This window comes from Rummeliibacillus sp. SL167, assembly GCF_007896505.1.
Taxonomy (GTDB): Bacteria; Bacillota; Bacilli; order Bacillales_A; family Planococcaceae; genus Rummeliibacillus; species Rummeliibacillus suwonensis.
The window spans coordinates 1723637-1742634 of record NZ_VCBM01000001.1; the positions used below are offsets into that span (position 1 = coordinate 1723637).

The 18998-nt window shown below is 36.2% G+C and carries 23 protein-coding genes; all 23 read right to left on the reverse strand.

All coding sequences use genetic code 11. The features are described 5' to 3' along the window. Positions 1-62 precede the first annotated feature (62 nt). The 23 genes from rpsB to FEZ13_RS07845 all read right to left on the reverse strand — a co-directional run bounded on the left by rpsB (position 63) and on the right by FEZ13_RS07845 (position 18949). Positions 63-788, reverse strand: a complete 726-nt coding sequence (rpsB, locus tag FEZ13_RS07735) for a 30S ribosomal protein S2 (RefSeq protein ID WP_146549337.1) — start codon at positions 786-788, stop codon at positions 63-65. A 149-nt stretch (positions 789-937) separates the two neighbouring features. Continuing rightward, positions 938-1492 carry a hypothetical protein gene (locus FEZ13_RS07740; protein ID WP_146552104.1) on the reverse strand — a complete coding sequence of 185 codons (555 nt, stop codon included), beginning with the start codon at positions 1490-1492 and terminating at the stop codon, positions 938-940. Between the two features lie 10 nt (positions 1493-1502). After that, complete coding sequence (locus FEZ13_RS07745) at positions 1503-1811, reverse strand: hypothetical protein (protein WP_146549339.1); 309 nt, start codon at positions 1809-1811, stop codon at positions 1503-1505. A gap of 299 nt (positions 1812-2110) precedes the next feature. Continuing rightward, positions 2111-2884, reverse strand: coding sequence for a FliA/WhiG family RNA polymerase sigma factor (locus FEZ13_RS07750; RefSeq protein WP_146549340.1), 774 nt, complete (start codon positions 2882-2884; stop codon positions 2111-2113). Between the two features lie 90 nt (positions 2885-2974). Beyond that, positions 2975-3319, reverse strand: a complete 345-nt coding sequence (locus tag FEZ13_RS07755) for a hypothetical protein (RefSeq protein WP_146552105.1) — start codon at positions 3317-3319, stop codon at positions 2975-2977. Next, positions 3319-3819, reverse strand: coding sequence for a chemotaxis protein CheD (locus tag FEZ13_RS07760; RefSeq protein ID WP_146552106.1), 501 nt, complete (start codon positions 3817-3819; stop codon positions 3319-3321). Before FEZ13_RS07760 ends, FEZ13_RS07755 begins: the two co-directional genes overlap by 1 nt. 1 nt (position 3820) lies before the next feature. Then, positions 3821-4447: a chemotaxis protein CheC gene (locus FEZ13_RS07765; RefSeq protein ID WP_146549343.1), complete on the reverse strand. Its 627-nt coding sequence runs from the start codon at positions 4445-4447 to the stop codon at positions 3821-3823. A 17-nt stretch (positions 4448-4464) separates the two neighbouring features. Beyond that, entirely contained in the window at positions 4465-4911 is a 447-nt protein-coding gene (locus tag FEZ13_RS07770) for a chemotaxis protein CheW (protein WP_146549344.1), read from the reverse strand. A gap of 27 nt (positions 4912-4938) precedes the next feature. Continuing rightward, the gene (locus FEZ13_RS07775; protein ID WP_146552107.1) at positions 4939-7005 is read right to left on the reverse strand and encodes a chemotaxis protein CheA; all 2067 of its coding nucleotides are present in this window, start codon (positions 7003-7005) and stop codon (positions 4939-4941) included. Between the two features lie 13 nt (positions 7006-7018). Continuing rightward, a complete protein-coding gene (locus FEZ13_RS07780; protein ID WP_370467644.1) occupies positions 7019-8167 on the reverse strand; it encodes a protein-glutamate methylesterase/protein-glutamine glutaminase in 1149 nt (382 codons plus the stop codon). Further along, on the reverse strand, positions 8168-9034 hold the full coding sequence (locus FEZ13_RS07785) for a MinD/ParA family protein (RefSeq protein WP_146552108.1): 867 nt from the start codon (positions 9032-9034) through the stop codon (positions 8168-8170). After that, positions 9031-10152, reverse strand: coding sequence for a flagellar biosynthesis GTPase FlhF (gene flhF / locus FEZ13_RS07790; protein ID WP_146552109.1), 1122 nt, complete (start codon positions 10150-10152; stop codon positions 9031-9033). The genes FEZ13_RS07785 and flhF overlap by 4 nt, the downstream gene beginning before the upstream one ends. Next, complete coding sequence (gene flhA, locus FEZ13_RS07795; protein WP_146552110.1) at positions 10149-12182, reverse strand: flagellar biosynthesis protein FlhA; 2034 nt, start codon at positions 12180-12182, stop codon at positions 10149-10151. Before flhA ends, flhF begins: the two co-directional genes overlap by 4 nt. Before the next feature lie 24 nt (positions 12183-12206). Beyond that, positions 12207-13292, reverse strand: coding sequence for a flagellar biosynthesis protein FlhB (flhB, locus tag FEZ13_RS07800; protein WP_146552111.1), 1086 nt, complete (start codon positions 13290-13292; stop codon positions 12207-12209). A gap of 1 nt (position 13293) precedes the next feature. Then, complete coding sequence (gene fliR, locus FEZ13_RS07805; protein WP_146552112.1) at positions 13294-14070, reverse strand: flagellar biosynthetic protein FliR; 777 nt, start codon at positions 14068-14070, stop codon at positions 13294-13296. Between the two features lie 4 nt (positions 14071-14074). After that, positions 14075-14344, reverse strand: a complete 270-nt coding sequence (gene fliQ, locus FEZ13_RS07810; protein WP_146549351.1) for a flagellar biosynthesis protein FliQ — start codon at positions 14342-14344, stop codon at positions 14075-14077. A gap of 13 nt (positions 14345-14357) precedes the next feature. Continuing rightward, a complete protein-coding gene (fliP, locus tag FEZ13_RS07815) occupies positions 14358-15026 on the reverse strand; it encodes a flagellar type III secretion system pore protein FliP (RefSeq protein WP_146549352.1) in 669 nt (222 codons plus the stop codon). Beyond that, positions 15023-15676: a flagellar biosynthetic protein FliO gene (locus FEZ13_RS07820; protein WP_255473074.1), complete on the reverse strand. Its 654-nt coding sequence runs from the start codon at positions 15674-15676 to the stop codon at positions 15023-15025. Before FEZ13_RS07820 ends, fliP begins: the two co-directional genes overlap by 4 nt. 22 nt (positions 15677-15698) lie before the next feature. After that, positions 15699-16061, reverse strand: coding sequence for a chemotaxis protein CheY (locus tag FEZ13_RS07825; protein WP_146549354.1), 363 nt, complete (start codon positions 16059-16061; stop codon positions 15699-15701). A 22-nt stretch (positions 16062-16083) separates the two neighbouring features. Further along, positions 16084-17289, reverse strand: a complete 1206-nt coding sequence (gene fliY, locus FEZ13_RS07830; RefSeq protein ID WP_146552114.1) for a flagellar motor switch phosphatase FliY — start codon at positions 17287-17289, stop codon at positions 16084-16086. Continuing rightward, entirely contained in the window at positions 17282-18277 is a 996-nt protein-coding gene (gene fliM / locus FEZ13_RS07835; RefSeq protein ID WP_146549356.1) for a flagellar motor switch protein FliM, read from the reverse strand. Before fliM ends, fliY begins: the two co-directional genes overlap by 8 nt. Positions 18278-18309: 32 nt before the next feature. Beyond that, positions 18310-18738, reverse strand: a complete 429-nt coding sequence (gene fliL, locus FEZ13_RS07840) for a flagellar basal body-associated protein FliL (RefSeq protein WP_146549357.1) — start codon at positions 18736-18738, stop codon at positions 18310-18312. Next, a complete protein-coding gene (locus tag FEZ13_RS07845; RefSeq protein WP_119414291.1) occupies positions 18728-18949 on the reverse strand; it encodes a flagellar FlbD family protein in 222 nt (73 codons plus the stop codon). The genes fliL and FEZ13_RS07845 overlap by 11 nt, the downstream gene beginning before the upstream one ends. Between the last annotated feature and the right edge of the window lie 49 nt (positions 18950-18998).

Consider the following 18998-nt stretch of genomic DNA (forward strand, 5'->3'; position numbering starts at 1 on the left):
TCATTCTCAAAAAAAGGTGATAAGAGGGTTTAGCCGCTTATCACCTGTTTCCAAATCAGAAATTACTCAGCTGCAACCTCTTCAGCTGGAACTGCTGCTTCTTCTTCACCTTGTTTAGATTCGATCAAAGCATCTGCCATTTTAGAAGTGATTAACTTAACAGCACGAATAGCATCGTCATTTGATGGAATAACATAGTCGATTTCATCTGGATCACAGTTTGTATCAACCATTGCTACTAATGGGATGTTTAGTTTGCGAGCTTCTGCTACTGCGATACGTTCTTTGCGTGGATCTACAACGAACATTACGTCTGGTAGATTTTGCATATCACGAATACCACCTAAGAATTTAACAAGACGGTCATGTTGCTTTTTCAATTGAACAACTTCTTTTTTAGGTAGAACTTCAAAAGTCCCGTCTTCTTCCATTTTTTCGATTTCTTTCAAACGTGCAACACGTTTTTGAATTGTACCGAAGTTAGTAAGCGTACCACCTAACCAACGTTGGTTAATATAGTAGTTGCCTGAACGTTCTGCTTCTTCTTTAATGGCTTCTTGAGCTTGTTTTTTAGTACCAACAAAAAGAACTTTACCACCATCTTCGCCAACTTGACGCATAAAGTCGTAAGCTTCTTCTAATTTTTTAACTGTTTTTTGTAAATCGATAATATAGATACCGTTACGTTCAACAAAAATGTATTTTTTCATTTTTGGATTCCAACGGCGAGTTTGGTGACCAAAATGTACACCAGCTTCTAGTAATTGTTTCATTGAAATTACTGACATTTGTATTCCTCCTGATATGGTTTTTTGTCCTCCGCATTCATCATCTGTAGGAGTAACTCGAAACGAGCACCTTCTCCTTACATCCGAATGCGTGTGTAATGTAACACCATTTGATAATATATCATAATGACCTATTATCTGCAACTACTTTAGTGCTGGAATTTTAATAATAATTCGATCTCAGTCTTGCCCTTTTGCAGCAATCTCGCTATTTCATCAATACTTTTCCCATTTCGATATAATTCTTGAATTTGTTCCTCAAACGTCAATGTCACTTCAGAATCAACAGAATCCTTTGCCGTTTCTGCTGCTGTTTGTATAGAAGTAGTTGTTGCCGACATCGATGCAGAACTATTTTGGTATGCCTTTGTTACAATTCTTCTTGGCATATTAAAAGTTGGTTTGATGATTTCTTCAGAGGAGGCTGAATGTTCTCCATTTTCACTATTTTGGGGAGAATGCTCACGATCAGTCTTGTCTTCTAAACTTTTTTTATTCATCAATGCCAATTCTTTTATGAGACGGTCATTTTCATCGCGCATTTCTGCTAAATAAGCTCCTATTGCATTATCCATTTCATCTTTCAATCTGGCTTGACTCTTTTCAACATCTTTCAATCTGGAGATCTTCGTATAAAGTAAAATGATAAAGTAAAAACTTAATATTTGCCCTATAAATAAAAACACCAACATTATTGCAATCATGTGATAACTCCTATCCGCTAAAATCGATAAAATGTCCTTTAAAAGGATGTTGTACCTGCTCATCTGAAGAAGATTTCTGTTCTTTTTTTTGCTTGTGTTGTTGCTCATTTTCTTTTTTATTAGTTGGATCATCTTCGTTGATTTGAGCAGCTTTATCGGATTTCAAAACAGCTGTCCTATTTCGCTCTGTCTGTTTTTGCAATGCCACATTAGCTAATTCCTGACCGGCATTCACATGTTGCTGTTCCTGTTCTGCTACTTTTCCTGCCTCAAACGTTTTGGGTAAGGCTATTTGTAACTCTACACCTTTTAAGCTCATATCTTATACCTCCTATGGATCAGCTATTTTACTGCTTTCGGAGAATGTTTTCACAACTACTAAATCGGCCCTATTTCATCATCCTTAACTATCTCTAGATAAAGTGAAACTCTATCAGTGTGGTTTTACTAGAGGAACTCACGTTAAAAGCGCCACGTCCTTTGACAACATCTGAGTGACCAACATCTTGCCCATCCGAACCAATCGGACACATGCGGCAGTTGATCCCCCATCTATCTTTTTCGTTTCTCTCTGAACCTTGGGATGGGGTCTTACTGCCCGTTAAAGCGGGATAAAAGCTATACATTTTCCATCTCGTTTACTAGTAAACTTCGTAATTTAAAGAGAGCTTTTGAATGTATTTGAGAGATTCGAGATGTTGATAAATGCAGCATTTCTCCAATCTCAGTTAAAGTCAACTCTTCTGAATAAAACAAACTCAACACTTGTTGTTCTTTATCGTTTAACTTTTTGATATTCTCCACCAAATCATCGAATAATTCCGTTCGTATAATTTCTTGCTCAGGTGTTCGGACTTGTTCATCTCTTATCACAAAAGATTTTCCCTCTGAATCATCTGGCTCTGAAGAATGCTCATCCATTGATAATATATTAGACATAAAATGTTCTTGCACAGTTTGATATACATCTTCTACACTTACCCCTAATTCTCTCGCTACTTCTATTGGTGTAACATGACGTTGCAATTGTTGCTCCATCATTTCAATTTGCACTTCTAACTTTTTTGATTTTTCTCTCGCAGATCGAGGCAACCAATCTTCCTTTCGAAGTCCATCGATTATTGCGCCTCGAACTCTGAAAGAAGCATATGTATCAAACTTTAAATCTCTTGATATATCAAATTTATTAAGTGCATCGAATAATCCCATCATGCCAAGGCTTGTCAATTCATCTCTCGATACATTTTTGGGTAAGCTTGTACTAATACGTTGTACGTGGTAAGAGACGAGCGGCGTATATCTTTTTATTAACAAATCTCCTGCACGAGGATCACGGTCAGCTGCCCATCTTTGCCAAAGCTTTTGTTCTTCTTTTGAAGTTGGTTGCATCATCGAATCCTCCTCGTTATGTTTTCTAAATTTCAAGTTAATTATATCAAATCGTTACTAATAAAGGGAGCCAAATTCAGCTCCCTTTCGAAATTATTCGTCATTTGACATCATTGTTTTTACAGTTTTCGCTAATTTCTGCGCCTGATCGTCACTAAGTTCCTCAGAAGCCTTATCATTTTCTGATTGTTCTTCAGCTTCACTTTCAGACTGTCCCTCTAATTCTTCCCCGTCTTGCGATGATTCCTCTGGAGGAGTATACAAGACAAATGCAATAATAAAGCGAACCAAATATGTTAAAAAAAACACAATAATAGCAGCAATAAATGCTTTAATAATGATGCTTGTTGGCGAATTGAATGATCGAAATGTCATCAAAAAATAGATTGTAAAAGCGATTACCGCTGCCCAACAATTATATAAAAATGAGCCAACCATTATATTTCTTTCACCCCTTGGTTTACTGTACGAATATGTAAAATGGAAGTGGTCGTATCAAACTCGATCGTACGTCCACTACTTCCACCGGTATCCTCCGCAACAATTGGTATTGAAAGATTTGTCAATTGTTGTTTGACCGCTTCCACATTTCTAGGACCGATACGCATTGAATCTCGACTCGAAGTAAACTGGAACATTTGAGCTCCCCCTGCAATTTTTGCTTTTAATTTAAACAATTGAGCACCTTCCTGCTTCAATTGATCAACCATTGCAGGGATCCCCGTATCAGCAAATTTTGCTACATTTATGGTATCTCCACGACCTAATTTTGAATCTGGCAACATCACATGAACTAGCCCTGCCACTTTCTTCGATTCATCATAAAGGATGACTCCTACACATGAACCTAATCCTGATGTTCTTATTGAATTTGGTGATTTTGCAATATCCATTTGGGCAATTCCTACTTTTATAACAGTTGTGCTATTTAGAAACATATTAAGAAACCCCTAAAGCTTTAAAAATAGATTGAAAAGAATCTGGATCAGGAAGTAAGAAAAAATGCCCTCGAACTGTTTCTGAATCACCCATATGTTCTTCATAAATAGTTGTATCAATTACAATTACTTGATCACCAATTTTGGAAACTTCGACAAGACCAAAGCTAATAATTGCCCCAAACATATCAACAGTTAAGCCAGGTGGAGTTGGATAAATCTTCAACCCAGTGAAATCGGATAATGCTGATAAATATGATCCCGAAAGTATATTGCCTAGTTCTTGCATGGCAGATAGGCCTAATTCCGAAACAGGAGGGTTTCTAAAATCGAATGAGTCATCATGGATTAACTTTCTGATAAAATGATTTGCCTGTTCTACTGAGAGGATAAAAAACATTCCTCCTTTGGCATCTCCTTCAATTCGAAGATAAATCCCTACGACAACACTTTCCGCTCCTCCAACAAAGTCCATCATTTCATTAAATGAAACCATCTCTACCTTTGGGACGTGCATATCAATTTTCGTATTGAGTAATCCAGAAAGGGCTGTAGCAGCGTGAGCAGCCCCTATATTACCAATTTCCTTTAAAACATCTAAATGTAAAGACGTAATCCTATTATACATTGGACCTTTACCTTTCTTTATTTTAAGGTATTTAAAACTTTTTCTAAGTTTAATAATATAAGCAGTCTTTTTTCTACTTTTGCAACACCCGAAATAAACTCTTCTTCGTATGAACCTACGACTTCAGGCTGAGGTTCAATCGAAGCTTTTGGAATATCCATCACATCATTCGCGGCATCTACAATAAATCCTACTTCCATTTCATCCACTGTAATAATAATAATACGTGTATTTTCATCTTCTACTGATGATTTCACATTAAAACGATCTCGAAGGTCTATAATTGGCGTAACAACACCTCGAAGATTGATCACACCTTTAACGTATTTTGGTGTTTTTGGTACACGTGTAATATGCATCGTTTTCTCAATCCCCTGCACTTGACTAACAGGGATTGCATATTCTTTATCCCCTAATTGAAATATAATTACTTTTACACTTTCTACATCTAGTGAATTTACCATTATGAACACCTCTTTCTATTTGCTACTTTATTTAATAAGTGAATTACAATCTATGATTAATGCAACTTCGCCGTTTCCAAGAATAGTAGCACCTGAAATGGCAAATACATTGGTTAAATAGTTTCCTAATGATTTTAAGACAATTTCTTGTTGACCGATAAATGAATCCACCACTAAGCCAGCCATTTTTTCACCTTTTCGAACAAGTACAACAGAATGGAATTCATCTTCCACAGGTTCTGTACGATTCACTTCAAAAATTTCTTCTAGGAATACAAGTGGAACAACTTTTCCACGGAAATCGATCACTTTTTGATTATGCGCATTCAAAATGTCTGAATTACGTATGATAGATGTTTCAATAATTGATGATAATGGAATCGCATAGATTTCTTTCTCGATTTCTACCAACATAACAGAAATAATAGATAATGTTAGTGGCAATTGGACAGAGAATAAGGAACCTTTTCCTTCAGTAGATTCGATTGTGATGTTACCACCTAATGATTCAATGGTAGATTTGACAACATCGAGCCCTACACCTCGTCCAGATATATCAGAAATAACATCCGCTGTAGAGAAACCTGAAGCCAAAATCAATTCATTTACTTGATTGTCAGTCATGGATTCGGCTGCTTCTGTTGTAACTATCCCTTTAGAAATCGCCTTTTCTAATACTTTCTCTCGATTAATGCCGGCACCATCATCTTCAATTTCGATGAACACATGGTTTCCGCTATGGTAAGCGCGTAATACCACATTACCCTCTTCAGGTTTTCCAGCTGCTTTTCGTACTTCTGGACTTTCAACACCATGATCTAGCGCATTTCGAATAAGATGGACAAGTGGATCTCCTAATTCATCAATAACTGTTCGATCTAGTTCTGTTTCTGCACCGACGATTTCTAAATTTACTTTTTTGTGTAAGTCGCGTGTCAATTGACGGACCATTTTTGGGAAACGGTTGAAAACAGTTTCTACAGGAACCATACGCATCGTTAAAATGATATTTTGTAAATCACCTGAAACACGTGACATTCTTTCGACCGTTTCATTCAATTCACTATGATTCAATTCTGTTGCAATAGATTGCAAGCGTCCTCGATCAATTACAAGTTCTTCAAAGAGATTCATTAAAATATCTAATCGTTCTATGTTGACACGTATTGTCTTGCTGCTTGCATGAGTGATTTTCTTTGCAGGAGTTTTTTTAGCAGCTGATTTTTTAGCTGCTGGTTTTACATCTTTTTGCGCCGCTTTTTCCCCAGCAGATTGAACAGGTTTTGTTTCTTCTACAGTTACTGCTACTTCATGGCGTACAAGTGATTCATAATCAATTGGTTTAACAGTTACTTTTTCAACTTCAGAAACTTTTAAAAGTTTCTTTTGTACGTCATCTGCAGGATCTTTCGTTACTAATGCTACATAAAAGTCATTATCGAATTGTTCTTCTTCTAATTGTTCAACAGTTGGTGATGATTTGATGACATCTCCTAGTTTTTCCAAAATGTCAAATACCATATAAACTCGTGCAGCTTTTAATAAACAATCCTCACGAAGTTGTACGGCAATTTCATAGGTATTGAAACCTTGATCATGAGATTGTTCAATGACTGTTAACTCAAACTCATCATATTCTAAAGAATCAGCAGTTGCAGTAGATTCGGCTGTTGCAGTTTCTTGTGATGCTGTATCATTTGCATCATTAATGGGTTCACCATTTTCGATGCGTTTTAGTTTAGCAACCGTTGCTGAAACATCACGTTTACCATCTCCACCATTTGCAATATCATCGATCATAGCTTCCAAATGATCGGCGGATTCAAATACAACATCTAAAATATCTGAATTCACCGTGATTTTTTCATTACGAATCGCATCCAAAACATTTTCCATTTTATGTGTTAAATCGGCTAGATCTTCGAATCCCATAGTAGCTGACATACCTTTTAAAGTATGCGCATTCCGGAATATTTCATTGACAATTGCTAAATCATGTGGATTTTGTTCCAATACTAATAAGTTTTCATTACAAGATTGAAGATGTTCTCTACTTTCATCTAAAAAGACATCTAAATATTGATTTGTATCCATTAAAAGCCCCCCTTTAAGGCAAATATTTCATAATAATTTTTGAAATATCATCAACATCTGCAACTTCGTCAACTAATCCTGTTGCGTATGCTGATTTTGGCATCCCATAAACAACGCTTGTATTTGCCGATTCAGCAATAGCAATGACATTTCCTTTCTTTTTCAAAGCCTGTAATCCTTTTGTTCCATCTGATCCCATACCTGTCATAATGACAGCTATTTTATCAAAATCATTATATTGACTGTTATCTTCAAACATAACATCTACTGAAGGTCTATGCCCTCCTCGTGGTGGCTCTGTCTTATCTAATTCAATATGATAGGACATTCCTACCTTGCGAATACGCATATGAAAATCTCCTGGAGCAATATAAGCAACACCTTCTTGCAATAGATCACCTTGCTCAGCTTCTTTTACAGTGATTTTTGACAAGTGATCTAATCGGCTTGCCAAAGATTTTGTAAAACCTGCTGGCATATGCTGCACAATCAATATAGGTGCTGGGATATTCTGGGGTAAGCGCGTAATCACTTCTTGCAATGCTCTAGGTCCTCCAGTAGAAGTACCTATCAGAATCATTTTCTTAGAATGCAAGTTCCAATTTACTTTTGGATTTTTATGATCTTCTTTTAAAGGATGATCTTTATCTTGAATGCTATCTTTAGAAAGAGTCGATACTTTTTCTATTGGATTTTTTGGCGTAGTTGTCTTTTTCTTAACCACATGTTCTGCATATCGTAATTTCGATACATGTACGGTCGCCGCATTTTCGACAATTCGTATAACATCATTTTGAATCTTATCTAAATCTAGCGAAATCGATCCACTTGGCTTTGCAATAAAATCGACTGCGCCGCTTGCCATTGCTTCTAAAGTGATCTTGGCGCCAATTTTTGTTGTGCTTGATAGCATAACGACAGGAACTGGACATTCCCTCATAATTACTTTTAATGCTTCGAGACCATTCATCTCTGGCATTTCCACATCCATTGTTACAACATCTGGTTTAAGCATGTGAATTTTCTTAATCGCATCTTTTCCATTCCGTGCTGTACCCACAACTTGAATATTTGGATGATCCGCGAAAAAATCAGAAATCATTTTCCTCATGAATGCTGAATCATCCACTATTAACAGTTTTTTTGGTTGATTTATAGACAACTAATCACTTCCTTTCGAAAAAATACTTCTTAACTTTGAAATAAACTTATTCGATGGATTTGGTACAACCACTTCTTGAATATTCCCTTTCATATATCTATAAGTTATTTCTTTTAACGTCTTTGTAATGGGAGCATTCGGATATAATACAGAAAAAGGTACTTGCCTTTTTACCGCTTGACGAACTAACTTATCTTCAGGAAGAGAGCCTAAAATAGTCACATCTTTCGATAGAAAGCGCGACATCGTTTGCTTCAATCTATTCAATGTATCGGTGCCTTCTTCCCTTGTTAAAACCCTATTACAAAGTAAATAAAAATTTTTTTCTCTATCTTTGTAATGGATATATTTCATCATGGAATAAGCATCCGTTATGGATGTTGGCTCAGTTGTTGCAACAACGATAATATCATCAACAGCAACTAATAGATCGAGTGACCAATTGGTAGCACCTGCTCCCATATCGAATAAAATGTAATCGTATGTAGTTTGTAAGCTTTCAAATGCTGCGATCAAGCGATCAAACATTAATTCTGTCCATTCTAACAATCCTGCAAGTCCTGTACCACCTGAAATATAATGCAAACCATTAGATCCTTCAAAAATGACTTGTTCTAATGATGCTTCTCCTTGCAAATAATCTTTTAAACTATTCCGTGATCCTTTACCTAATAGAATGTGAATATTGCCCATTCCAATATCCATATCGACAATAATTACCTTTTTATCATAGGTAGCTAAAATATTCGAAAAATTTGTTGTAAAATTGCTTTTTCCGACCCCACCTTTTCCACTAACTACAGCGATTGATTTTCCAAGACCTTTTTGTTGCATTTTCATTCTTAATGATTCAGCCTGATCTCTCATTTGTTATCTCCCTGAAAAAGTAATTCTATAACATTCTTCATAGAAGCTTCCTCAATATCTTCTGGTACTTCCTGACCATCCGTATAGTAAGCAAGTCCCTTCTTATATTTAACCATTAAATTGATCATTGAGCCAATAGTATTTGTTTCATCTACCTTCGTAAATATTAATTTTTCCACTGAAAACGCTAAAAATTGTTCGATAATCGTTGCCATATCACGTTCTTTTGCTGTCATAGATAAAACCAAGTAATTTTCAACATTATTTTCAACGTCAATTAATTGTTGCAAATCTTTTATATATTTTATTTCTTTATAATTTCGTCCAGCTGTATCGATAAAAATTAAATCCAGTCGCTCAAATTTTAATAGAGCCCTTTCATAATCTTCTTTGTCGTATACAATTTCTACTGGTGCTTGTAACAGATTTGCATAAGTTTTGAGTTGTTCAATTGCAGCGATCCGATACGTATCTGTGGTGATAAAACCTATTTTCTTTTTCTTTTTCAAGACGGCATGCGCTGCCATTTTTGCAATGGTAGTCGTTTTACCAACGCCGGTTGGTCCTAATACATTAATATATTTCTTTTCATATGAAATACCACCAAAAGGTAGTCCTTCCAGCAAATGAGCGAGTTGTTTTTGGGCTAACGCTTGTACTTCCTGCGGTGTTAGATTAGCCTTACTGTTTTTCACAATTGTAAAGAGCTCATCACTTATTTGTGTGATGAGCTGGGGATTGATCTCCTGATGCTCTAATTGCTTAATAACAGTTGATAGTTCATCTGGATATTGTATGCTAGCAGATTGACTTTGCATTGATTTCATCAATTTCTTTAAATCTGCTAGCTCTTGTTTGATCACTTTTGACGAATCTTCTGAAACTTGTGACTCGAACATCGCTGATTGCTGTACGGTCTTTGAAGAAAACGCCGGTTCTTTTATATCTGCCCGTTCAATTCCTGCTATTACCTCAAAGCTTTTCTTTTTGAACATGCCTAAAAAGCCTTTAGAATATACAACTTTTGAGCTTGTGATAATCGCATCATCACCTAAATCTGCTTGAACTTTTTTCATCGCAGCCGGCATGGATGATGCTGTGTATTTTTTCATCTTCATTCAACGTTCACCACCCCAACACTTTGAATCTCAATAGATGATTCTAATTCATTATACGAAAGAATCGGAATTTGTGGGAAGTATCTTTCTGTTAATTGTCTTAAATACATTCGAACAGCTGGTGAACATAAAATAACCGGTGACTGTTCAAATAATGCAATACGCTCTACCTCTTTTGCAATCGATTCTAAAATCTTCTGAGAATCATTCGGATCCATCGCTAAATAATTTCCGTGATCCGTTTGTTGAATACTATCAGCAATTATTTTTTCTACCTTTGCAGAGACAGTTAATACTTTCAACTCTGTTTGTCCACCAGCATATTGTGTCGTAATTTGACGTGCTAATGATTGACGAACATACTCAGTCAAAACATCAATATCAGAAGTTAGTTTCGAATAGTCCGCTAATGTTTCAAAAATAACCGTTAAGTTTCGAACGGAAACATTTTCTTTCAGCAATTTTGCCAATACTTTTTGAATTTCACCAATTGATAATGGGGTTGGTGTCAATTCTTCCACTAATATTGGTGCCGTTTCTTTTAAGTGATCGATTAGCTGTTTTGTTTCTTGACGACCTAATAGTTCAGATGCATTTGCACGAATAATTTCTGTTAAATGAGTCGAAACAACGCTTGGTGGGTCGACAACTGTATATCCGAGCATCTCTGCTTCTTCTTTTACTTGCTCAGTAATCCATTTTGCTGGTAAACCGAAAGATGGTTCTACAGTATCAATACCTTCTATTGAATCATCATCACCTGGGCTCATTGCTAAATAATGATCAAGTAATAATTCACCATGTGCTAACTCATTTCCCTTAATCTTAATACGATATTCATTTGGTTGTAATTGAATATTATCTCGAATTCGAACAACAGGTATCACAATCCCCAATTCGAGTGCCAGCTGACGGCGTATCATCACGACACGATCCAGCAGGTCCCCACCTTGTGTTGCATCTACTAATGGAATTAATCCGTAACCAAATTCAAATTCGATTGGATCCACATTCAGTAAATTGACAACATTTTCTGGGCTTTTCAAATTATCAGTTGTTTCAACCTCTTCTATTTGTTCAAGTTCTTCTAAATCCTCTTTTGCTGCATGGCTCATACGATATGCCACAATTGCCAATATTGCGGCGATTGGAACTGTATATATAAACTTGATAGGTGTTACAACTCCAAGTATGAATACTGTTCCTGCCGCTATGTAAATTAACATTGGATTCGCAAATAGCTGACTCGTAATGTCTGTACTTAAATTTCCATCAGATGCAGCTCGTGTTACAACAATACCTGTAGCAGTCGAAATAAGTAACGCCGGGATTTGCGATACAAGACCATCCCCAACCGTCAATGTAGTAAACAAATGAACTGCATCAGAGAAATCCATATCCATTTGCACGATACCAATGATTAAACCAACGATTAAGTTAATCACCACAATAATCATTGCGGCAATCGCATCACCTTTTACGAACTTCGTAGCACCATCCATTGAACCATAGAAATCGGCTTCGTTGCTCACCTTTTCACGGCGAAGTCTCGCGTCAGATTCGGAAATTAGGCCTGCGTTCAAATCAGCATCAATCGCCATTTGTTTTCCGGGCATTGCATCCAAAGTAAAACGTGCGGCTACTTCTGAAACCCGCTCTGCCCCTTTTGTAATGACAATAAATTGGATAATCACTAAAATAACGAATACGACTAGACCGACGAGTACATTACCCCCTACTACGAAGGTACCGAAAGTTTCTACAACATTCCCTGCATCTCCACCAGTTAAAATCGCTCGAGTAGTCGAGACATTCAAACCTAAACGGAATAATGTTAATATTAATAATAGGGACGGGAAAATTGAAAATTCTAGTGCTTCTTTCATATTCATCGCTGTTAACAATACAAGTAATGCTAGCGTAATATTGATAATGATTAAAAAGCTTAACAACCATGGTGGTAAAGGGATGATAAGCATTGCAACAACCATAATTACCGCAGCCAATACTCCTATGTCGCGAAATTTCATGTTTGTCCCTCCCGAATTAAATCTTTATATTTTTCTTTTAACACGATATACATATGCTAAAACCTCAGCTACAGCTTTAAAAAATTCATCTGGGATACGTTGTCCAATTTCGACTTGATCGTACATAGCACGAGCTAAAGGCCGATTTTCCACCATTACCACATCGTTTTCTTTTGCAATCAGCTTAATCTTTTGAGCGATGAAATCTGTCCCTTTAGCGACTACTTTTGGGGCATCCATTGTTTCTTCATCATATTTTAAAGCAATAGCGTAGTGAGTTGGGTTTGTAATAACAACATCAGCTTGTGGGACTTCTTGCATCATACGACGCATCGCCATTTCACGTTGACGTTGTTTGATTTTAGACTTGATGAGAGGATCACCCTCGGTATTCTTATATTCATCTTTAATATCTTGTTTAGACATTTTTAAGTTCTTTTCATATTCGAATTTTTGGTAGAAATAATCGAGAACAGCGATGAATAAAAGAACGATAGATGCTGCAATCCCCATTAATACAGTAAGCTTTGAAACCGTTATGAGCGCTGCCCATGGTGACTTAAATGATAAACTTAAGACATTGCTAATGTTTATCCATAAAATCATTGTCGTTACTGTACCAATTAATGAAATTTTTAATACAGACTTTAGTAATTCTATCAAAGCTCTAGTAGAAAATAATCTCTTAATTCCTTTGACTGGATCAAGCTTTGTTAAATCAAATTTTAACGGTTCTGTTGTAAATAAAAGACCAAATTGCAGAAAGTTTCCTATAACCCCTGCAATAACTGCAATAGCCATGATCGGCAATACGATAACAGCCATTTCAGATAGAACTTCTTTGTAAACTTTTACGACTAACTCTATAGATAATGTATCAACTCTCATATATTTTGAGAAAGTTTGACTAAAAAAAGACATGATTCCATCACGCATAAAAGATGCTGCTATCAATAAAAAAAGAAATACCGATAATAATACAAGTGCACTTGTTACATCTTGACTCTTTAATATTTGACCTTTTTTACGAGCATCTTGACGTTTCTTAGGTGTGGCTTTTTCTGTTTTCTCTCCTGCAAAAAATTGCAGGTCCAACTGAAGCAATTGCATCTTATCCACCACCTAAAAGAGCCATAAAATCTCGCATACTAATCATCATAAAATTGAATAGCTTTTCCATTACTGCAACCATCACACCTAACATAACGATCAGTACGATAAAACTTACACCGATTTTAACGGGAAAACCAACAACAAATATGTTTAATTGCGGCACTGTTCGTGCTGTAATACCTAAAGCAATATCAACTAAAAATAATGTTGCTACTATCGGAACTGACATTTGAAAAGCAATGCCAAAAAGTGTACCAAATGTTTTTAGCACAAATTGTGGTAAATCACCAGATCTGAATGCCGGCCACACATGATCCATTGGAATATACTGATAACTATAAAAAATTCCATCTAAGATTAAATGATGACCATCCGTTCCTAACAATACAAGAAGAGCTAAAATATTAAAAAATTGGCCTAACAATGGGCTTTGTGCGCCTGTTTGTGGATCAATTACATTGGCAATAGCAAATCCCATCTGGAAATCAACAAATCCTCCTGCAATTTGAATAGCCGCCATAATCATATAAGCAATAAGTCCTATTGAAAGACCAACAACGGCCTCCTTCATGATTAACAATATGTATTCTCCATTAACTTCAAATGGTTTTACATCCATCGTATAATACATCATCCAAGACAAGACTACTGCAAGCGTAATTCTTACTTTGGTTGGAATCGTTTTATAAGAAAAAAATGGAACCGTTATAAAAAAAGCAGAAATTCTTACGAGAATCAGAAGAAAGACGGTTGTTTTCGGAACTAATTCTTCCATTCTATCACCCTATAAAACGTCCTAAATTTTCAAATATATCTTTTGTGTAGGAAGTCATTTTGGTAAGCATCCAGGGACCGAAAAAGATAATAGCAACAAGTACTGCAATAATTTTGGGTACAAAAGCAAGTGTCTGCTCTTGAATTTGAGTAGTTGCTTGAAAAATACTGACTAAAAGACCAACAACTAATGCAACAAGTAATAACGGACCTGATACAAGTAATATTACTTTTATCGCTTCTTCTGCGATTTTAATGACCGTTTCTGCTGTCATGTTTTTTCATCCCCTAAAAACTTTCTAATAGTGACTTCACTACAAGATACCAACCATCCACCAAAATAAATAATAATATCTTGAATGGCAATGAAATCATTACTGGTGGTAGCATCATCATCCCCATCGACATAAGAACACTTGCTACAATCATATCAATTACTAAGAACGGTATAAATATCATAAAACCCATTTGAAACGCCGTTTTCAACTCACTTATCGCAAATGCTGGAACCATTGTTGTAAGTGGAATATCTTTAATAGTTTTGGGACGTTCTTTTGCTCCAGAATATTTTAAAAATAAGTCTAAATCTTTTTGTCTTGTATGCTTGCTCATAAATTCTTTGAAAGGTTCACTTGCCTTTGAGTAAGCTTCATCCAATGTGATTTTTTCGTCGAATAATGGTTGCAACGCGTTCTTGTTTACATCTTGAAAAGTGGGTGCCATGATGAAAAATGTCAAAAATAATGCTAAACCAACAATTACTTGGTTTGGTGGCATTTGTTGTGTTGCCAATGCTGTCCGTACAAAAGATAAAACGATAACGATTCGTGTAAAACACGTCATTAAGATCAAAATGCTTGGTGCTAACGATAAAACGGTCAGCAACAGCATCAATTTAACAGATGCAGAAACATTTGCTGGATTGCTATTGGAGAAGTAATTAACAAAATCACTCATTCATTTTCCCGCTCCTTCTGCTTCCAGTCTTCTAATTCTTTCTGGCGATCCTGTTGGATTTCTGATAACCGCTTTTGAAGTTCTTGATTAAAGCCTTCATTTGATAAATCTGCATCCTTTTCAGCGTGTCTTCCCTTCCACTTCGAAATCATTTCGGCAACGTAAGGTACTTGTGCTGTCAACTCTTGTTTATCATTATATAAATCTAACAATCGCTCTTTTTCTTCCTTGTCGGTAATTTCTTTTAAAATATTTACATCATCACCTACACCAACTAAATACAACGATTCTCCTATTTTAAGAAGTTGCACTGATTTTTGCTGACCAAGAGATATACCACCTAAATTTTGCATTAACTGACTTTGTTGATATTTGTTGTTGCGACTATTAACGAATTTAAGAACACCATAAAGCAAGGCAATCACAAAAATCAGCGCTAATACCATTTTTACGTAATCCCATACAGAAAAGCCAACAGCTGTCGACCGATCTTTTTGATCGACAGCTGACGTTGAATCATTTTTGCATGCATCTGGATTTTTGTAGCAATCATTTACAGAATCATTAGAATCTGCATAGACGACCGTATCAGTTTGAAATGGTTGACTAGAAAAAATGATCAAAAAGGATGCACACAATATCAGTTTCAAAAATGTTCTGTAAAGCATTCTATTAACCTAACGCTTTTTGGATGGCTTCAATTACTCTATCAGCTTGGAATGGTTTTACAATAAAGTCTTTTGCACCGGCTTGAATAGCATCGATAACCATAGCTTGTTGCCCCATTGCTGAACACATGATAATAATGGCATTAGCATCTTGTTGTTTAATAGCTTTTAATGCTGCAATACCATCCATTTCTGGCATTGTGATATCCATTGTCACTAAATCTGGTTTCAACTCTCCATATTTCTCCACTGCTTGTGCTCCGTCACTAGCCTCTCCAACAACTTCAAAGCCATTTTTAGTTAAAATGTCTTTGATCATCATGCGCATAAAAGCTGCATCGTCTACAATTAAAATACGTTTTGCCATGCTTAACTCCTCCAATGAATAACTATTTAAGATTATTAAGTCGATCCGCTTTACTTAAGATATCTGTAATACGAACACCAAAGTTTTCATCGATTACAACAACCTCACCTTTTGCTACTAGCCTACTATTGACTAGAATATCTACTGGCTCACCAGCTAATTTATCTAATTCAATAATTGAACCACTCGCTAGCTCTAAAATTTCTTGAACGGAACGCTTCGTACGTCCTAATTCAACAGTAACTTGTAGTGGTATGTCAAGTAGCATATTTAAATTTCTAGCTTCTGCTTGTTTTAAATTAGTATTTTCAAAGCTTGCAAACTGCGCTTGTTGCACATTCACAGGTTGTTGCGGTGCTTGATGCTGCATTGTATATGGTTGTTCATACATTGGTTGCGCAGGTTGTTGTCTTGCCGCTATTGTTTCTTCCTGAATTGGCGCTTGTGCTGGCGCCGCAGAAGGCTGAGCTTGCTGTTGTACTGGTGGCTTTTTCCCTTCTGGGGCCGCAGTCGCTGTAACAGCCGCTTCCTCTTGTCCAGGATTCATTAATTGTTTCACTAAAGATTTACTAAATTCTAAAGGTAACAATTGCATGATGTTTGAATCGATTAAATCACCAATCTTCAATCGGAATGACACTTTTACCAGTAATTTATCTGAAGGGATATTGTCGGTTCCCTCATTTTTGGAAATATTCATCAAGTCGATTGTTGGTGGAGAGATATCCACTTTCTTATTAAAGATTGTTGACATAGACGTAGCGGCTGATCCCATCATTTGATTCATCGCTTCTTGAACAGCACTCAAATGAATTTCACCTAAATCTTCTGAAGGTGTATGTCCATCTCCGCCTAACATTAAATCTGCGATAATCGCTGCATCAGATTGCTTGATAACAAGCAGATTCGTTCCCATTAATCCGGTAGTATATTCAACTTGAATAGCGACATAAGGATGTGGAAATTCTTCTTCCAAATGATCACGGTTAATCATACTAATTGTAGGCGTTGTAATTTCAACTTTTTGCCCTAATAATGAAGACAATGCAGTGGCAGAACTTCCAAAGGAAATATTTCCAATCTCTCCAAGTGCATCTTGAGACATTGTATCCAAATAATCATTTACATTATATTTTTCCTGAGAAGACGGTTCGTTATCTGTTTTATTGATAGATTCGCCTTTTAATAGGGCTTCAATTTCTTCTTGTGAGAGCATATCATCACTCATCATCGTCTCCTCCTTTCAAAGACTCTATTACTTGCACAGCCATCCTAGTTTTTAGCTTACCTGGTTGGACTGTAAACTTAGGAATACCTCCTACATTTAACACCAGTGGTTGACTAATTTTTTGATCTAACTGAATGACATCACCAAATTGCAACATGAGAAAATCTTCAATGCTTATTTCAGTAGTTCCTAGTTCAGCAATAACCTCCAATTCAGATTGCTTCACACGTCTTTCGATAATAGCCGTTTGCTCTGGTGACAGTTCTTTTTTGTTTGATTGCATCCAGTAGCGAACAGACAAGTTCGGGACGATTGGCTCTAGTACAACATGAGGGATACAAATGTTAATCATACCGCTTGTCTCACCTATAATCGAGTTAAACGAAATAACAACGACTGTTTCATTCGGTGAAATCATTTGTAAAAACTGCGGATTTACTTCTAGTTCCGTCAATATTGGATCTATATCCGCAATATTGACCCAAGCCTCTCGTAAATTATCAAAAGAACGTTCAAATAGGTTTGTCATAATCTTCGTTTCAATTTCCGTTAGATTGTCAACGTTGCTATGACTGGCTCCCGTTCCTCCCATCAACCTGTCTAACATAGAATACGCAATATTAGGGTTGATTTCCATTAAGATATTACCATCTAAAGGAGGGACTTCAAATACATTGATCAAAGTCATATTCGGAATCGAACGAATAAACTCTTCAAATGGTATTTGATCGACTGATGCGACTGTAATTTGCACATATGTTCTTAGCTGGGCCGAGAAAAAAGTTGTGAGTAAACGTGCAAAGTTTTCGTGTATTCGGGTTAAACTGCGAATCTGATCTTTTGAGAAGCGAAGAGCACGTTTGAAGTCATAGACTTTGACCTTTTTTGCCTCCTCATCTTTCTTAATATCATCCGCCGTCATTTCCCCTGTTGATAATGCAGATAAAAGCGCATCAATCTCGGATTGTGATAACACATCTCCTGCCATTTTCCCACCTCCATTACGATTCTAATTATGTCTTACTGAATGATGTACGAAGTAAAATATACTTGTTGTACTTCACCATCTTGCATTAAATCATTGATTTTCGTCTTTAATGTATTTCTAAGCATCTCTTTCCCTGACTTGCTTTCTAAATCTTTTTTCGTCATCTCTGACAATTCCTCGATCAAGATACTTTTTACTTGGAAATCACGTTTTGTCAATTCCTCTGCTGCATCTTTACTTGTTGTCTGGATTTTAAGAGCTATTTTTATATAATTATCATCAGCGATATTCGTTGTAATTTCCTCCACATCAACTGAAGATTCAACGATATCATCAATGTTTTGCACTTCAGTTGCTGAACCCTTATTCAATTGGGTAACAACAACTACTGCTACAACACCTATAAGTGTAATAGAAACTAAAATGATCAACATAATGGTTAATAATTTGTTATTCTTCATCTTCTTCACCTCTCAAGTACGGGTTTGATAGGAGTTGTACACTACGATAAAATTCGATTATTTTTTTTTGAACTTCATCCTTCGTTTCTAACACAACATATTTTCGCCCGGTCGTTAACGTGATTGTCGTATCAGGAAACTCCTCGACCGATTCTATGTATAAAGCATTTAATGAGAACGGTTTTTTATTTAGTTTCGTCAGTGCAATCATAGGATGTAAGGGCCGGGTGTAAAAAGAGCCGGCCCAGCCCCCTTCCTTT

Bases quoted from the DNA above. Each gene is read 5' to 3' on its own strand.
- rpsB (WP_146549337.1), bottom strand. From the start codon at position 788: ATGTCAGTAATTTCAATGAAACAATTACTAGAAGCTGGTGTACATTTT.
- FEZ13_RS07740 (WP_146552104.1), bottom strand. From the start codon at position 1,492: ATGATTGCAATAATGTTGGTGTTTTTATTTATAGGGCAAATATTAAGT.
- FEZ13_RS07745 (WP_146549339.1), bottom strand. From the start codon at position 1,811: ATGAGCTTAAAAGGTGTAGAGTTACAAATAGCCTTACCCAAAACGTTT.
- FEZ13_RS07750 (WP_146549340.1), bottom strand. From the start codon at position 2,884: ATGATGCAACCAACTTCAAAAGAAGAACAAAAGCTTTGGCAAAGATGG.
- FEZ13_RS07755 (WP_146552105.1), bottom strand. From the start codon at position 3,319: ATGGTTGGCTCATTTTTATATAATTGTTGGGCAGCGGTAATCGCTTTT.
- FEZ13_RS07760 (WP_146552106.1), bottom strand. From the start codon at position 3,819: ATGTTTCTAAATAGCACAACTGTTATAAAAGTAGGAATTGCCCAAATG.
- FEZ13_RS07765 (WP_146549343.1), bottom strand. From the start codon at position 4,447: ATGTATAATAGGATTACGTCTTTACATTTAGATGTTTTAAAGGAAATT.
- FEZ13_RS07770 (WP_146549344.1), bottom strand. From the start codon at position 4,911: ATGGTAAATTCACTAGATGTAGAAAGTGTAAAAGTAATTATATTTCAA.
- FEZ13_RS07775 (WP_146552107.1), bottom strand. From the start codon at position 7,005: ATGGATACAAATCAATATTTAGATGTCTTTTTAGATGAAAGTAGAGAA.
- FEZ13_RS07785 (WP_146552108.1), bottom strand. From the start codon at position 9,034: ATGAGAGATCAGGCTGAATCATTAAGAATGAAAATGCAACAAAAAGGT.
- flhF (WP_146552109.1), bottom strand. From the start codon at position 10,152: ATGAAGATGAAAAAATACACAGCATCATCCATGCCGGCTGCGATGAAA.
- flhA (WP_146552110.1), bottom strand. From the start codon at position 12,182: ATGAAATTTCGCGACATAGGAGTATTGGCTGCGGTAATTATGGTTGTT.
- flhB (WP_146552111.1), bottom strand. From the start codon at position 13,292: ATGCAATTGCTTCAGTTGGACCTGCAATTTTTTGCAGGAGAGAAAACA.
- fliR (WP_146552112.1), bottom strand. From the start codon at position 14,070: ATGGAAGAATTAGTTCCGAAAACAACCGTCTTTCTTCTGATTCTCGTA.
- fliQ (WP_146549351.1), bottom strand. From the start codon at position 14,344: ATGACAGCAGAAACGGTCATTAAAATCGCAGAAGAAGCGATAAAAGTA.
- fliP (WP_146549352.1), bottom strand. From the start codon at position 15,026: ATGAGTGATTTTGTTAATTACTTCTCCAATAGCAATCCAGCAAATGTT.
- FEZ13_RS07825 (WP_146549354.1), bottom strand. From the start codon at position 16,061: ATGGCAAAACGTATTTTAATTGTAGACGATGCAGCTTTTATGCGCATG.
- fliY (WP_146552114.1), bottom strand. From the start codon at position 17,289: ATGAGTGATGATATGCTCTCACAAGAAGAAATTGAAGCCCTATTAAAA.
- fliM (WP_146549356.1), bottom strand. From the start codon at position 18,277: ATGGCAGGAGATGTGTTATCACAATCCGAGATTGATGCGCTTTTATCT.
- fliL (WP_146549357.1), bottom strand. From the start codon at position 18,738: ATGAAGAATAACAAATTATTAACCATTATGTTGATCATTTTAGTTTCT.
- FEZ13_RS07845 (WP_119414291.1), bottom strand. From the start codon at position 18,949: ATGATTGCACTGACGAAACTAAATAAAAAACCGTTCTCATTAAATGCT.